The organism is Rhodococcus sp. Leaf225 (assembly GCF_001426145.1).
Lineage (GTDB): Bacteria > Actinomycetota > Actinomycetes > Mycobacteriales > Mycobacteriaceae > Rhodococcoides.
In genome coordinates, this window is sequence record NZ_LMRN01000007.1 from 394,937 (window position 1) to 408,607 (window position 13,671).

At 69.5% G+C, this 13,671-nt stretch carries 16 protein-coding genes; 9 read left to right on the forward strand and 7 right to left on the reverse strand.

The features are described from left to right. The first annotated feature begins 26 nt into the window (after positions 1-26). Together ASG69_RS02000 and ASG69_RS02005 are read left to right on the forward strand one after the other, a co-directional pair. On the forward strand, positions 27-701 hold the full coding sequence (locus ASG69_RS02000; RefSeq protein ID WP_027504108.1) for a response regulator transcription factor: 675 nt from the start codon (positions 27-29) through the stop codon (positions 699-701). Beyond that, on the forward strand, positions 698-2,083 hold the full coding sequence (locus tag ASG69_RS02005) for a sensor histidine kinase (RefSeq protein ID WP_056447048.1): 1,386 nt from the start codon (positions 698-700) through the stop codon (positions 2,081-2,083). The genes ASG69_RS02000 and ASG69_RS02005 overlap by 4 nt, the downstream gene beginning before the upstream one ends. On the opposite strand, the gene ASG69_RS02010 is transcribed toward ASG69_RS02005, so the two are convergent. From ASG69_RS02010 to ASG69_RS02030, 5 genes are all read right to left on the reverse strand, one after another. After that, positions 2,010-2,984 (reverse strand): TAXI family TRAP transporter solute-binding subunit, encoded by a 975-nt coding sequence (locus ASG69_RS02010; protein ID WP_056447053.1) that lies wholly within the window; start codon positions 2,982-2,984, stop codon positions 2,010-2,012. The genes ASG69_RS02005 and ASG69_RS02010 overlap by 74 nt on opposite strands. A gap of 28 nt (positions 2,985-3,012) precedes the next feature. After that, the gene (locus tag ASG69_RS02015) at positions 3,013-3,507 is read right to left on the reverse strand and encodes a type II toxin-antitoxin system RatA family toxin (protein ID WP_056447056.1); all 495 of its coding nucleotides are present in this window, start codon (positions 3,505-3,507) and stop codon (positions 3,013-3,015) included. A gap of 26 nt (positions 3,508-3,533) precedes the next feature. Continuing rightward, positions 3,534-4,568, reverse strand: a complete 1,035-nt coding sequence (locus ASG69_RS02020) for an SDR family oxidoreductase (protein ID WP_056447058.1) — start codon at positions 4,566-4,568, stop codon at positions 3,534-3,536. Further along, positions 4,565-5,809 (reverse strand): aspartate aminotransferase family protein, encoded by a 1,245-nt coding sequence (locus ASG69_RS02025; protein WP_056447063.1) that lies wholly within the window; start codon positions 5,807-5,809, stop codon positions 4,565-4,567. The genes ASG69_RS02020 and ASG69_RS02025 overlap by 4 nt, the downstream gene beginning before the upstream one ends. Before the next feature lie 248 nt (positions 5,810-6,057). Next, positions 6,058-6,600 (reverse strand): CGNR zinc finger domain-containing protein, encoded by a 543-nt coding sequence (locus ASG69_RS02030; protein WP_027504105.1) that lies wholly within the window; start codon positions 6,598-6,600, stop codon positions 6,058-6,060. Positions 6,601-6,659: 59 nt separating this feature from the next. Between ASG69_RS02030 and ASG69_RS02035 the strand changes: the two genes are divergently transcribed. The 5 genes from ASG69_RS02035 to ASG69_RS02055 all read left to right on the forward strand — a co-directional run bounded on the left by ASG69_RS02035 (position 6,660) and on the right by ASG69_RS02055 (position 9,949). Then, positions 6,660-7,682 (forward strand): EamA family transporter, encoded by a 1,023-nt coding sequence (locus tag ASG69_RS02035; protein WP_082544602.1) that lies wholly within the window; start codon positions 6,660-6,662, stop codon positions 7,680-7,682. Between the two features lie 135 nt (positions 7,683-7,817). After that, on the forward strand, positions 7,818-8,285 hold the full coding sequence (locus ASG69_RS02040) for an effector binding domain-containing protein (protein ID WP_027504104.1): 468 nt from the start codon (positions 7,818-7,820) through the stop codon (positions 8,283-8,285). Positions 8,286-8,296: 11 nt separating this feature from the next. Continuing rightward, a complete protein-coding gene (locus tag ASG69_RS02045) occupies positions 8,297-8,719 on the forward strand; it encodes an effector binding domain-containing protein (protein ID WP_162247027.1) in 423 nt (140 codons plus the stop codon). 267 nt (positions 8,720-8,986) lie between these two features. Then, positions 8,987-9,682, forward strand: a complete 696-nt coding sequence (locus ASG69_RS02050; protein WP_051612955.1) for a TetR/AcrR family transcriptional regulator — start codon at positions 8,987-8,989, stop codon at positions 9,680-9,682. Positions 9,683-9,766: 84 nt separating this feature from the next. Beyond that, positions 9,767-9,949 (forward strand): hypothetical protein, encoded by a 183-nt coding sequence (locus ASG69_RS02055; RefSeq protein ID WP_056447066.1) that lies wholly within the window; start codon positions 9,767-9,769, stop codon positions 9,947-9,949. 23 nt (positions 9,950-9,972) lie between these two features. On the opposite strand, the gene ASG69_RS02060 is transcribed toward ASG69_RS02055, so the two are convergent. Further along, positions 9,973-10,743 carry a ferredoxin reductase gene (locus ASG69_RS02060; RefSeq protein WP_056447069.1) on the reverse strand — a complete coding sequence of 257 codons (771 nt, stop codon included), beginning with the start codon at positions 10,741-10,743 and terminating at the stop codon, positions 9,973-9,975. Between the two features lies 1 nt (position 10,744). Next, positions 10,745-11,344, reverse strand: a complete 600-nt coding sequence (locus tag ASG69_RS02065; protein WP_056447072.1) for a sulfite oxidase-like oxidoreductase — start codon at positions 11,342-11,344, stop codon at positions 10,745-10,747. A gap of 108 nt (positions 11,345-11,452) precedes the next feature. Here ASG69_RS02065 and ASG69_RS02070 point away from each other — a divergent pair, with 108 nt between their 5' ends. Together ASG69_RS02070 and arcA are read left to right on the forward strand one after the other, a co-directional pair. Next, positions 11,453-12,331, forward strand: a complete 879-nt coding sequence (locus tag ASG69_RS02070) for an SDR family oxidoreductase (protein ID WP_082544603.1) — start codon at positions 11,453-11,455, stop codon at positions 12,329-12,331. A gap of 62 nt (positions 12,332-12,393) precedes the next feature. Beyond that, positions 12,394-13,608, forward strand: coding sequence for an arginine deiminase (gene arcA, locus ASG69_RS02075; protein WP_027504489.1), 1,215 nt, complete (start codon positions 12,394-12,396; stop codon positions 13,606-13,608). Positions 13,609-13,671 lie beyond the last annotated feature (63 nt).

The window sequence follows — 13,671 nt, forward strand, 5'->3', positions numbered from 1 at the left end:
TCCGCGCCGGACGGGAGGGCCTGACGATGCAGATTCTCGTCGTCGAGGACGACCTCGGAGTCGCCGACGCACTCACACAGTCGCTGCGTCGGCAGGGCTGGGCGGTGCGGCACGCCGCGACCGGGACCGCGGCGCTCGACATGGTGGACGACGCCGATCTCGTCCTGCTCGACATGGGGCTCCCGGATCACGACGGCCTGTGGGTCTGCCGCCGGATCCGGGAGCACTCGTCCGTTCCCATCGTGGCGCTCACGGCGCGGCGCACCGAGGATTCCGTGATCGGCGCTCTGCGTGCGGGTGTCGACGACTACGTCACCAAGCCGTACAGCTTCGCGGTGCTGCTCGCACGGCTGGACGCGGTCGTGCGGCGCAGTGTCGGACGCGTCGCCACCGAGCCGGCCGTCGATCTCGGCTTCGACCTCGCTCGGGACACCCGCGAGGTCACCGCACCCGACGGCTCCGTGCGCACGCTCACTGCGAAGGAATGCGAACTGCTCGTGGCACTCTCCCGCACACCGGACCGCCCCGTGAGCCGCGCCGCGCTCATGGAGGAGGTGTGGGACACGACGTGGGTGGGTGCCTCGCGCACGCTCGACGTCCACGTCGCGTCACTGCGGAACAAGCTGAAGGACGTCGCCCGGATCGAGTCGGTGCGCGGTGTCGGCTATCGACTGGTCGCTCCCGCCGAGCCCGACGCGTGAGGAGACGGCTGCTCGCACTGGCGATCACGTTGACGGCCGCCGTGCTGGCGGCACTCGTCGCGCCGCTCGTGGCCGCCCACGCGGAGGAACGGGCGATCACCATCCACGAACGGCGTCTGGCCGCCGCGACCCGGTTCGCCACCCTGGCCGACAGTGTCGGTGACGCGAGCTCACTGGGACCCGATCTGATGCGGTACGGCGAGGTCACGGAGAGCACCCGCACGTGGATCGTCGACATCGACGGATCGGTGCTCGCACCGGCAGGCTCGGATCTGCCGGCCGACGTGCCGGGTCTGGCGGGCGCGGTACGCGACGCGCTCGCGGGAACACCGACCTCCGCTCCGACTGCGCTGTGGCCGTGGCAGACCGAGCCGTTGATCGTCGCGACGCCCATCGGCCGGGACGCGCAGATCCTCGGTGCCGTCGTCATGCTGGAGGACACGTCGGCCGCGCGGGACAACGTGCAGCGAGCGATGGTGCTCGCCGCGGCGGGCGGCGCCGTCGTCCTCGCGCTCGTCGCCTGGCTCGTGGGAGTGCCACTCGTCGGCTGGGTGGTGCGGCCGGTCGACGATCTGACCACCCGCGTCGAGCAGCTGTCCCGCGGCCGCACTCCGACCGAGGGACGCCACGTCGGGCCTCCCGAACTCCGGCGGCTCGCGGAGTCGTTCGACGACATGGCGGCGAACGTGGAGCACTCCCGGCAGCAGCAGCGCGAACTGGTCGCGGATGTGTCGCACCAGTTGGCCAATCCGCTGACTGCACTGCGGCTCCGGCTCGAGAACCTGGCCGTGGACGATCCGGCCGTCGAACCGGTGCTCGCCGAGACCGAACGCATGGCGCGCTCACTCGACGCGGTGATCGAGATCAGCCGCGCGGGAGGCTTCGACCGACGCTTGTCCGAGGTGGACGTCGCCCGGCAGCTTCGCGAGCGGGTCGCGCTGTGGGCGCCGTTGTTCGAGGATCTGCTCACCGTCCGGGTCGACGTCGACACCGCCCCGGCGTTCCTGGAGGAGGACCTCGTCCCCACGGTCCTCGACGTCCTTCTGGACAACGCGCTGAAGTACGCGGAGGGTCGGTCCGTCGACGTCGCGCTGGAGCAGGCCGGCGACGCGTGGCGAGTGACGGTGCGCGATCACGGTGACGGCGTCAGTGCCGCCGAAGCCGCCGAGCTGGGGCGGCGCTTCCACCGACTCGAACGACACGCCGGCGTCGAGGGCACCGGACTGGGTCTCGCGATCGTCGTCCTCCGCGTCCGCGACGCCGACGGGAACGTGGTCTTCGACCCCGCCGATCCCGGCCTGCGGACGGTCATCTCACTTCCCGCGCGTCTCGATCGCGGAACCACCGCAGCGCCCCCGGATGCAGCGGGACCGGCTGGGTAAACATCCCGGCGGCGACGGTCGGCTGCCGGACGTCGGGCACGGTTCGTGCGATCGCGTCCTGACGGTCGAAGACGACGGACGTGAACCCGTAGGCCGTGTCCTCGCGGAGCGTCGGCGTCGCGATGAGGTACGTCTTCACGCTGACAGTCTGGACGGCGGCGGGCAGACGGTACGGCCCGGCCGGCAGCGGACCGGTGACGTACTGCGGACCCCAGGTCGACACGAGTCCCTCGACCAGTCCACCGAGATCCAGCGCGCGGATCGGTGTGCGCGCGCCCAGCTCGACCAGTGCCCGCACCGGGAACCCGCTGACGAAGGCCAGCGCGTCGACGCGTCCGGAGCTCAGCGCCGCCGTCGCCTCGCCGAGCGGCTGCGCGACGAAGTCGACGTCCGCCGTGTCCACTCCTGCTGCGGCCAGGCACCTCTCGGTCACCGACCGGGTACCCGAGTCGGTCTGGCCCGCGCTCAGGCGCACGCCCGCCAGGTCCTGGATCCCCGTGACCGGGGAATATACCGGGACGAGGATCTGCAGGAAGCTGTCGTAGAGCCGGGCCAGCGCGGTCAGGGGGACCGGGGAGTCGAAGGCCCCTTCGCCGCGCACCGCATCGAGTGCCGTGTCGCCGAGGCAGAACGCGACGTCCGCGCTGCTCGACGAGAGGTCGAGCACGTTTCCCACGGAACCGCCGGTCACGAGGACCTCCGAGCGCACACCCGGCAGCACCTGCGAGGCCTCTGTGCGCAGAGCCGCGCCGTACTCGTCGAACACCGCACCCACGTTGCCGGTGGCGATGCGCAGTCGGCCGGAAGCGTCCTGCCACCACGTATCTCGGGAACACCCCGCCAGGGCGGCGGCGGCCGCAGCCACGCCGGCCCCGCGGAGGAACTGCCGTCGGCCGAGCACGCGTTCAGCATAGGCCGGGGCCGGTCCGTCAGCGCTGAGTGAGCCGCGACCCGGTCTCGACGGAGACGACGCCCGAGCCGAAGAGCCCGTCGACGATCTGGTGCACGCCGGTGGCCAGTTCCTGTGCGGCGACCGGATTGAGCATGTCGGCCATCGACGGGATGCCGATGTCGACGGCGGCGTCGAAGGCCATCTCGACGGCGCCGTCGGCGGTCTCCCGCACCGCCCACCGGCCGTCGAACGATCCCAGGTCGCCGCTCGACTGCTCGAAGGTGACGGTGCGGCCGGGCACGTCGACGGTGTCCGTCTCGACCCACTGCAGCAGACCGCCGCGGAAGTGGGTCGACCACGACGACGATCGAACGTACCCGGCCGCGTCCCGCGACTCGGGATCCGTCACGGTGATGCGGTCGACCATGGGTACGTGATCGCCGAAGGAGGCGAAGTCGCTGACCCGATCGAACACGTCGTCCGGAGTGACGCCGGTGAGGGTGGCGATCACACTGATGATGCTGGGGGACATGAGAACTCCTCGAATGGAATCGACGGTCAGGCGGACTGCAGGACGGGATAGGCGCCGGGGGAGCGCTCCACCAGATGTCGGGCGGTGAGGCGGGCGGAGCGTTCGATGGTGCCCGCCGTCTGCGCGGGAGGGAGGGGTCCGGACCCGAGCGACGTGGGAAACGGGCTGGTGTTGAACAGGTTCGCGACGGAGGCGAGGAGATTGGCGAACTTCGTCTGCGACGCGGGGTCGAGCAGGTCGAAGAAGGCCGGCTTCCACAGGCGCTGGAACACGTCCGGGTGCAGCCGGCGAGGCGCGTCCACCGCGATCCCGAGGCGGGTGGCCTCGTCGACCAGCACGGCGACGAGCGAGTCGATGTCCAGTGCCGCGGCCCCGCTGGTGACCCACACGTGCTCGCGGTCGTACTGCCGCGGGTGGTTCACCACCGTCGCGATCGACCGTGCGACGACGTCGCACGGCACGAAGTCGTACTGCAGCGCGTCCTCGCACAGGACGACCGGCAACGTCCCGCGCAGGAAGGCGCGCACGAGGGTGTGCAGCCCCTGCAACTCGGAGATCTCACCGGTCTCGGAATCGCCGCACACGATGGACGGGCGGACGATGGTCCAGTCGAGGCCGCTGCTCCGCACGAGATCCTCGCCGTCCCTCTTGCTGGCGATGTACGCACCGGGGTGCATGGTGGCGAGTCCGCCGGTGACGTCCGGGATCACGGGTCGGCCGACGAAGGCGGTGCTGACGTGCACCAGGCGTGCCGACGCGTCCCGGGAGAGCTCCACGATGTGGCGGACTCCGTCGACGTTGACGGCCCGGGTGGACGCGTCGTCGATCCCGAAGTCCACGACGCCGGCGCAGTGCACGACGGTGTCCACGTCGCGGGTGAGGGCGGACCACGTCCGGTCGTCGAGTCCGAGGTGTGGCGCGCGGAGGTCGCCGCGGACAGTGATCCCCGAGTGCGGCACGGCGCGTCGACCTTCCAGCACGACGACGTCGTGGTCCTCGGTGAGGGCGCGGAGCGTCGGCAGTCCGACGACGCCGGAGGCTCCGGTCAGCAGAATCCTCATCGGTGTCCTTTCGAGAACGTCTCGCGCAGTGCGTCGCCGACGGCGGTGAGCATCCAGTCGACATCAGCCTCGGTCATCGTGGCCGGGGGAGTGAAACGCACGACTGGACTGGCGTTCAGGGAGTGGTTGGCCACGACGCGCCGGTCGAGCAGCGCGAGCAGGAAGCGGCCGGCGGTGCCGGCGTCGCCGAAGTCGAGCCCGATGAGCAACCCTCGACCGCGGACCTCCACGGTCCCGAGATCCGCTGTGAGTATGCGCAACTCGTCGAGCAGTCGTCCGCCCGTCCGTGCGGATCGCGCCACCAGCTTCTCGTCGTCGATGACCTCGAGCGCGGCGCACGCGGCCGCCATCCCCAGCGGCGCACCGGAGAAGGTCGACGTGTGGATGCCGAAGTCGATGTCGAAGGCACGGAAGGCGCGCGGTGTCGCGACGGCGGCCGACACGGGAATCACGCCGCCGCCCAGGCTCTTTCCCACGAGGACGATGTCGGCGTCGACGGCGTCCCGCTCGCTCTCCCACATCAGGCCGGTGCGTCCGAGCCCGGTCATGATCTCGTCGATCACGAGGAGGGCTCCGCGTTCACGGCACAGTGCCGAGGCGACCGCGAGGTAGTTGCGGGGCGGGAGCACGACCCCGCCCTCGCCCTGCACGGGTTCGAGGACCACGCAGGCGTCGGAGGCGTCGTCGCCGAGTGCGTCCGACAGTGCCTGGACGTCGCCGTACGGAACTGTGGTCGCCGCGGTGAACAGTCGACGGAACGGGTTCTGATACGACGGATTCGCCGTGAGGGCGAGCGCGCCGAGGGTCTTGCCGTGGTAGCCGCGGCTCGCCCCGATCAGGCGATGGTGGCCGGCGCTGCAGGCCATCTTGACGGCGGCTTCGGTGGCCTCGGTTCCGGAGGCGCCGAAGTAGACCTTCGACAGCGAGTCCGGCAGGCGGGCCGCCAGCGCCGCCGCGGCCTCGGCCACCCGAGGTTCGAGCAGGGTGCGGGTGGAGACGGGATGGCGTCCGAGCTGGGCGATCACCGCGTCGACGACGCGGGGATGCCGGGCGCCGAGCAGGAGGGTCCCGTACCCGCCACAGTTGAGGTACTCGACGTCGTCGGTCGACCACAGCCTGGCTCCGAGGGAGCGGTCCTCGACGATGTCGCCCAGCATGGAGGCCACGCGTGCACGAGACTCGGACAGATGCGCGCGGGTGTGGCTCTGCACCCGCCCGTCGAGGGACGTCGAGATCGACATGGTGTGGCTCCCGAGACGAGGAGAAGCGATGAGGCGTGCGGCCCGGCGGGCCGCCGCGATCACCGACGGTAACCCCGGCTGCAGGTGGCGTCAAAGCCACCGATGAGTCGTATGATGTTGTGCGACAACATATGGCGCGAACCACCGTTATTGAGCGGGGTGGCTACCAGTGGCTGGTCCGGTGACCACGGAATACCTTCAGCTGATCAGGAATTATGCGAATATCGGTTCACCAGGACCGGCCGTCGTCAGATCTTCTTGCGGGCCCGGTACGCGGCGACGTTGGCGCGGTTGCCGCAGTTTCCGGTGTCGCAGTACCGCCTCGATCGGTTGCGGGACAGGTCGACGAGCACCGCGTCGCAGTCCGGTGCGTCGCACAGGCGGAGCCGCTCTAGCTCGTCCGACCGCACCATGTCGGCGAGGGCGACGGCGGTCTCGGCGGTCATGCGATCGGCGAGGGGCGCGTCGTCGTCGCTGACGTGCATGTGCCAGCCCCAGTCGCCGTGGCGGGTGAGGTACGGCCGGGCGTCGGATGCGGCCAGCATCGCGTTGACGACGGGTACGACGGCGTCGGGTTCGCCCGTCTCCCACAGCGCCCGCCAGGCCGGGCGCAGGGCCCGCACGGCGTCGAGTTCCTCCTGTGTGCCGTCGCGGCGCCCCGTCCACTCGTGCTCGTCGAGCATCGACGACAGGGTGCTCACGTCAGGGAGGTGGTCCTCGCCGTTCGCGGCGGTGTTGATCAGCGCCGCCGCCCAGACGAGGGCGGTGCGTGTGTCATGAGCAAAAAGCATTTGACTCCTGACCTTCCGGGTCTCTAGTGTCATGACCAATCTACAGTTACGGTCATGACATGACGGGCGACGTACCCGACGGTGTGGCCGGATCCTCGAAAGGGCCGCTCATGGTGTCCTCCCGTTCCGGTGTCGCGTTCGCCGTGACCTCCGCGATCGCGTTCGGAATGTCGGGCCCGTTCGCGAAGGCGCTCACCGACACCGGGTGGTCGCCCGAGTCCGCGGTGCTCGCTCGCATCGTGGGCGGTGCGGTGATCCTCCTGCCCGTCGTCGTCCTGCTGCGCCGCGGCGCACTCCGCGGGGTGCTCTCGGCTCCCGTCACCGTCGTTGCGTACGGCGTCGTCGCGGTGGCAGGAGCCCAGGTCTGCTTCTTCAATGCGATCCAACACCTCTCGGTGGGTGTCGCACTCATGCTCGAGTACCTCGGGCCGGTCCTGGTGATCGGCTGGATCTGGATCACCACCCGGCGGCGCCCCCGCCCGACGACGATGGCGGGTGTCGCACTCGCGCTCGGCGGTGCGCTGGTCGTGCTCGACGTGTTCGACGGCGCCGTGTTCGATCCTGTCGGCGTGCTCTGGGGACTGTCCGCCGCCGTGTGTCTCGCGTTCTACTTCGTGGTGTCCGCGAAACAGGGTGACGCCGTCGATCCGTTGGTTCTCTCGGCCGCCGGACTGGCGGTGGGCGCCATTGTGGTCGGCGTCGCCGGAATGCTGGGAATGGTTCCGTTGCAGGTGTCGACGAACGACGTCGCTCTCGACGGCCGGGCGTGGCCGTGGTGGACTGCCGTCGCAGTGCTCGCCCTGGTCTCCGCAGCCGTCGCGTACGTTTTCGGGATCATGGCGTCCCGCGCCCTCGGGGCATCGACCGCATCGGTGATCGCGCTGGTCGAGGTGCTGTGCGCGGTGGTTGCGGCGTGGCTCCTGCTCGGCGAGACGGTGTCTCTCACTCAAATCGCAGGTGGTGCAGCAATTCTGACGGGAGCCGCCGTGGTGCAGTGGCGATCCGATGCACCGCCGCCCGTGGAGGCGCTGCCGGCCTCGGCAGGAATGGATGGATCTCACGGGGTATCCGTTCTCCCCTGACGCGGCACTGTATGGTGAGGGCGCGTCGTGGTATTCGGCGGGTGGGCACTTCTCCGGGCGGGGTCGCGAGTGCCGGTCCGCCGGAGTGTCAGTGACCACCACGCGGACATCGAAGCCGTTGCACGGGAGCCCGTCATGACCATCGAATTCGTCGACCTCGCGGAAACGTGGGTTGCGGGTCTCCCTGTGCGTAGCCCAAAACGGGCGTTGGGCTCTCTTTATGACACCAATCTCGAACGTGCGTGGTCCGGAATCCTGAACCAGGACATCGGTGAACCGCTCGGGTCGATCTACACCGACTTCGTTCCCGCGATCGGGTCCTACAGCACGCAGATCGTCGGGTACCGCGTCGCGGACGGTGACGTGCGCCGCGGGCACATCGTGGCGCGTGTGCCGGCGGGTCGCTATGCGAAATTCTCAGCAGTCGGCAATTTTCCGCAGGTCCTGACGACGCTGTGGAACGAGATCACTCACGCGGAGGAGATGGGGTCCTTCACTCGCGCCTTCACCGGTGAGTTCGAGGTGTATCCCCACGCGTACAAGATCGAGATGTACGTTCCGGTCGCGACGCCCGGCTCGCGGGGCGTCGGCGGTGCGGGATGACGTTCCGTCTCGTGGCACGTCCGAGCATGGTGTTCGGCGGACTGGTCGTGCCCGGTGTCGATCCCGGACCCGAGGGCAGCGCCAGCGATCTCGTCGTGTTCCTGCGTGAACGTATCCGCGAACGTGAACCGGAGGACGCCGATGTCTACACCGTCTACGTCCCGGATCAGCGTGGTGTCTGCAACGTCGTCGTCGGCGTACCTCGTGGGAACGTCGACGACGTGCCGATCGGCGACGTCTTCGTCACGGTTCCGTCGGGAGCGTTCGCGGTCTTCACGCCGTCGATGACGCTGCCCGACCGGGCGGAGGACGCGTGGGCGCAGGCCGAGGAGGCCATCGCCGACGGCTCGATCGTGCGCGCCGGCGGGGTGGAGTTCGAGTGCCTCTCAGCCGACGGGAACGTCGAGATCTTCGTCGCCGTCTCGCTGCAATGACGTGCGCCGACGTCCGGTGCCGGCGGACGAGAAGTCGGCTCTCGTCGAGATAAAGAACCTACCGACGAGTAGAAGCAGTCGGAGCGGTGCCTGGACTCGCTCGAGCGCTGGTCGTCATTGTGATTTTGTCTCGAGTGCATTTCTGTGGCGGTGTTCGAGTCCAACCTGTGCCTATCATGATCACGCGCAGTAGAAGGGTGTGACACGGGATTCACACCGGCGGTTCGGAGCACCGGTCCGAACGCGCGTGACTAGTGGGGAGTAACAATGGTCAGGCAATTACGTGCAGAGGCAACGCGGTCCGCGGCCCTGCGGGCTGCCGCCGATCTGTTCCTGCGGGTCGGCCACGCCACGGCGACCCTGAGCCAGGTCTCGGCGGAGTCGGGTGTGACCAAGGGCGCGCTGTACTTCCACTTCGCCTCCAAGGAAGAGCTGGCGCGCGCGCTCGTCGACGAGGGTCGTGAGCGTGTCGCGGCCGCCTGCACCGGAATGGTCGACAGCCGTTCTCCCGCACTGGAATCCGTCATCGGGATCACGTATTCCGTTCTCGACCTTGCCAATACCGACAACCTGGTGCGCATCATGTACCGCCTGCAGCTCGAGGTGGACGCACCGGACCCCACGCGGGGGAGCGTCTTCGGGACGTGGCAGAACATCTTCTCGCACCTCTTCGAGCGTGCCATCGAGCACGGTGACGTCATCGACTCGCTGGACGCCGAGACCGCGTCCTGCCTGGTCTCGGAGATGCTCAGTGGCGTGCTGATGGTCGCCGAGGGCACTGCGCGCCTCGACGGTGCCGCCGTGCGCATGGAGCAGGTCTGGCACACCATCCTGCCCTCGCTCGTGCCGCCGGCGAAGCTCCCGTACTTCCGCGAGTTCGCCTCGCGAAGCCTCTCCAGCTTCGTACGCGATCGCTCGGGTGCCGACGCCACCAGCGACACCGGCGTCTCCAGCAATCACTAGCGTTCGGCGCTCTCCCGGCGCACACTGTGATGTGAGACACACGGCATCGTGTGTCGACCGCACGAGTGACGTCGGGAGAGACTCATGGAAGACATCGCCACGCGCGAGCGCACCGACCGCCGCATGTCCGACAATGAGCTGCGCAAAGCCATCCGCGTGCTGCAGTCACGCGCGGACGACGCTCGGAAACGCGGTGACGCCGACGATGCCGCACGCATCGAACGCACTGTCCGCGACTACCAGGACGAGATGACCACCCGCCTCTGAACTCGGCCGGGCGGGGACGGTTGTCAGCTGGGTCCGAAGCGCTCCGTGCGAATGTTCGCCGGTGCATGTCCTCGCTCGACCAGCATGTCCGCGACCGTGTCGACGAAGCTCGTGGGCCCGCAGATGTAGCACCGCGGCTCGAACTCGGCGGGCCACCCGTGCGCGTCGAGATCCTCGATCGTGATGCGGCCGAGCGGCCTGCGGGAGCCGGTGGGAGCGCGCCGCGTGTAGAGCGTGGTGACGTCGACTCCCGCGGGCGGATGCGCCCACTCGTCGGCGAAGTACACCTCCGCCGGTTCACGGACCGAGTAGAGCACGCGGAACGGCACCCGGCCGCCGCTCGATCCCGCCGCGGCCTGCGCGCGGACCATCGCGCGGAGCGGAACGATGCCCGAGCCGCCGCCCACCAGCAGGACTGGCGGTGACGGGGTCTCGGTGGGTGCCGACGGCCGCCAGACGAACCACCGGCCGACGGGTCCGCGGATCTCGAACCGGTCGCCCACCTCGACGGCGCCGACGAGGTAGGGGGACACCTCGCCGTCGGAGACGTTCTGCACGGCGATCTCGATGCGCGACGTGCCGTCCGGTGCGGAGGCGAGGGAGTAGCTGCGCTGCGCGCTGTACCCGTCCTCGGCGGTCAGCTTCACGTCCACGTGCTGTCCGGCGAGATGTCCCGGCCAGCCGTCGACGTCGAGCACCAGCGTCGAGGCGGTCGGTGTCTCGCGCCGCACCTCGAGCACCCTCGCGACGAGCCAGGGCCGGGCCCCGACCCCGGCGGTGGCTCCGGTGGTCACGTCAGTCGCCTTGGTATCGCTGCTCGCGCCACGGGTCGCCGTAGTCGTGATAGCCGCCGCGCTCCCAGAATCCCTGTTCGTTCTCCTCGGTGAGTTCGATGCGCGAGACCCACTTCGCCGACTTCCAGAAGTACAGGTGCGGCACGAGAAGCCGTGCGGGACCGCCGTGTTCGCGTGCGAGCGGCTCTCCGTCGAACTCGGTGACCAGCCAGGCCTTCCCGTCTCGCAGGTCCTCGAGGGGCAGATTGGTGGTGTATCCGTCGAAGCCGTGTACGACGACGTACCCCGCCTCGGTGTCGAGACCGTCCAGCAGCACGTCGAGACTCACGCCGTTCCAGTTGGTGTCGAGCTTCGACCACTTGGTGACGCAGTGGATGTCGACCGTCGGGGTCTCGTGCGGCAGCGCGGCCACCTCGTCCCACGTCCAGGTCCGGGTCTCACCGGTCTCGGACGTGATGGAGAACGACCACGTGTCGGTCGCGACCACGGGCGCGGGCCCGATGGCGAGAACCGGGAAATCGTTGGTCAGGTACTGGCCGGGGGGAGTCCGACCGTCGTCGCCGCGCCGGCGGCCCACGAAGCCCTTCGAGATCAACGCCATGGTGGCAGATTCTGCGCCGGTCGTCGGGCCTCTGACAAGTCGGAGCGCGCACACTCGACCGGTAGTGTCGGGCACCACAGCAGGCCGGCGAGGGGGGAGTGCGACGCGATGGTGCAGAGCAGGCTGAGTGGGAGACGTCCGCGGCGGTCGTGGACCGACCTGCGGGGGGCGATCGTGCTGGTCACCGGCGCCGCCAGCGGCATCGGTCGCGCCACGGCCATCGAGGCCGCGCGGCGTGGGGCGCGGATGATCGTCACCGACATCGCGGAGGCGGGACTGGCCGCCACGGCCGCCACCATCGCCGAGAACGGCGGCAGCGTCGTCGCCTCGCGTGCGCTCGACGTCTCCGACCACGACGCCGTCGCCTCGTTCGCGGACGCCGTGCACGCCGAGGTGGGGAGCGTCGACGTCGTCATGAACGTGGCCGGGATCTCCGCGTGGGGCACCGTCGAGAACATGGCCCACGAGACGTGGAAAGCGCTGATCGACATCAACCTGATGGGCCCGATCCACGTCACCCAGTGTTTCGTTCCCCCGATGATCGCGGCGGGTCGCGGTGGGTACCTGGTCAACGTGTCGTCGTCGGCCGGCCTGCTCGCGTATCCGTGGCACGCGGCGTACAGCGCCAGCAAGTTCGGCGTGCGCGGCATGTCCGAGGTGTTGCGCTACGACCTCGCCCGGCACGGCATCGACGTCTCGCTCGTGGTCCCCGGGGCGGTGCGGACACCGCTCGTCGAGACGGTGGACATCGCCGGCGTGGATCGCGACGACCCACGCGTGACGAAGCTGACCGCACGCTTCGAGGCCCACGCCGTGTCGCCCGAGGTGGTCGCGGAGAAGATCCTGACCGGGATGGCGAAGCGGCACTTCCTCGTCTACTCGAGCAACGACATCCGGGTGGGGTACTGGGTGTCGCGCAAGTTCGCGCGCCCCTACGAGATGACCATGCAGGCGGCCAACGACTACTTCTCCCGACTGCTGCGCTGACCTCACGCGCGTGTCGCGGCGGAGCGCGTGCCGAGTCGGCGCTCACGCACTACCGTTCTGGCATGGACGCGACGGCTCCGCTGGGAGCGGATTCCGAGGTGGGAACGCTCCGGACGGTCATGCTGCACCGCCCTGGCGACGAGCTGCGCCGACTCACCCCCCGCAACAACGATCAGTTGCTGTTCGACGGGCTGCCGTGGGTGGACCGCGCTCGCGACGAGCACGACGCCTTCGCCGACCTGCTGCGAGGACGCGGTGTCGAGGTCCTCCTGCTCGGTGATCTGCTGACCGAGACCCTGGCCCTCAGCGGTGCCGCACGCGTGCAGGGGGTCGCCGCTGCGGTGGAACCCCGCCGGCTCGGACACGTGCTCGCCCGGGATCTGGCGACCTACCTCCGCGGCCTGCCCGCACCCGAACTGGCGACCGTGCTGATGGCGGGCATGACCTTCGACGAACTGCCGGTAGCGGACGACTCGGGTGTCTCGCTGGTCCGGCGCATGCACCACGGCGGCGACTTCGTCATCGAGCCGCTCCCGAACCTGCTGTTCACCCGCGACTCGTCGTTCTGGATCCAGCAACGCGTCGCGATCACGTCGCTGGCGCTGCGGGCCCGCGCTCGGGAGACGTCGCTGACGGATCTGATCTACGCCTTCCATCCACGATTCCTCGGTGTGCGCCGGGCCTACGAGTCGCACACCGCGCCGGTGGAGGGCGGCGACGTGCTGCTGATGGCGCCCGGCGTCGTCGCCGTGGGAGTCGGTGAACGCACCACGCCCGCCGGTGCCGAAGCGCTCGCGCGCAGCCTCTTCGACGACGACCTCGCGCACACCGTGCTCGTGGTGCCCATCGCGCAGGAACGGGCGTCGATGCACCTGGACACCGTGTGCACGATGGTCGACACCGACGCGGTGGTGATGTACCCGATCATCCAGGACACACTGTCCGCGTTCACGATTCGCCGCGAGGACACGGGTGTGACCATCACCGGCGCGGGCCCGTTCCTCGACGCCGCGGCCGACGCCATGGGTATCGGCAAACTGCGGGTCATCGACACCGGACTCGACAACGTCACCGCCGAACGTGAGCAGTGGGACGACGGGAACAACACGCTCGCACTGGCTCCCGGCGTCGTCGTCGCGTACGAACGCAACGTCGAGACCAACGCGCGCCTCGAGGCGTCGGGCATCGAGGTGCTGCGCATCTCGGGATCGGAACTGGGGTCGGGCCGCGGCGGACCCCGCTGCATGTCCTGCCCCGTCGCCCGCGATCCCGTCTGACCTCCGGCCTTCCCGCTGACCTCCGGCCGGCCTCCGGCCTTCCCGCTGACCTCCGGCCGGCCT

What these genes read in the sequence shown, in the direction of transcription:
- ASG69_RS02000 (WP_027504108.1), top strand. Translation starts at nt 27, where the DNA reads ATGCAGATTCTCGTCGTCGAGGACGACCTCGGAGTCGCCGACGCACTC.
- ASG69_RS02015 (WP_056447056.1), bottom strand. Translation starts at nt 3,507, where the DNA reads ATGTCCCCCAGCATCATCAGTGTGATCGCCACCCTCACCGGCGTCACT.
- ASG69_RS02020 (WP_056447058.1), bottom strand. Translation starts at nt 4,568, where the DNA reads ATGAGGATTCTGCTGACCGGAGCCTCCGGCGTCGTCGGACTGCCGACG.
- ASG69_RS02025 (WP_056447063.1), bottom strand. Translation starts at nt 5,809, where the DNA reads ATGTCGATCTCGACGTCCCTCGACGGGCGGGTGCAGAGCCACACCCGC.
- ASG69_RS02030 (WP_027504105.1), bottom strand. Translation starts at nt 6,600, where the DNA reads ATGCTTTTTGCTCATGACACACGCACCGCCCTCGTCTGGGCGGCGGCG.
- ASG69_RS02035 (WP_082544602.1), top strand. Translation starts at nt 6,660, where the DNA reads ATGACGGGCGACGTACCCGACGGTGTGGCCGGATCCTCGAAAGGGCCG.
- ASG69_RS02040 (WP_027504104.1), top strand. Translation starts at nt 7,818, where the DNA reads ATGACCATCGAATTCGTCGACCTCGCGGAAACGTGGGTTGCGGGTCTC.
- ASG69_RS02050 (WP_051612955.1), top strand. Translation starts at nt 8,987, where the DNA reads ATGGTCAGGCAATTACGTGCAGAGGCAACGCGGTCCGCGGCCCTGCGG.
- ASG69_RS02055 (WP_056447066.1), top strand. Translation starts at nt 9,767, where the DNA reads ATGGAAGACATCGCCACGCGCGAGCGCACCGACCGCCGCATGTCCGAC.
- ASG69_RS02065 (WP_056447072.1), bottom strand. Translation starts at nt 11,344, where the DNA reads ATGGCGTTGATCTCGAAGGGCTTCGTGGGCCGCCGGCGCGGCGACGAC.
- ASG69_RS02070 (WP_082544603.1), top strand. Translation starts at nt 11,453, where the DNA reads ATGGTGCAGAGCAGGCTGAGTGGGAGACGTCCGCGGCGGTCGTGGACC.
- arcA (WP_027504489.1), top strand. Translation starts at nt 12,394, where the DNA reads ATGGACGCGACGGCTCCGCTGGGAGCGGATTCCGAGGTGGGAACGCTC.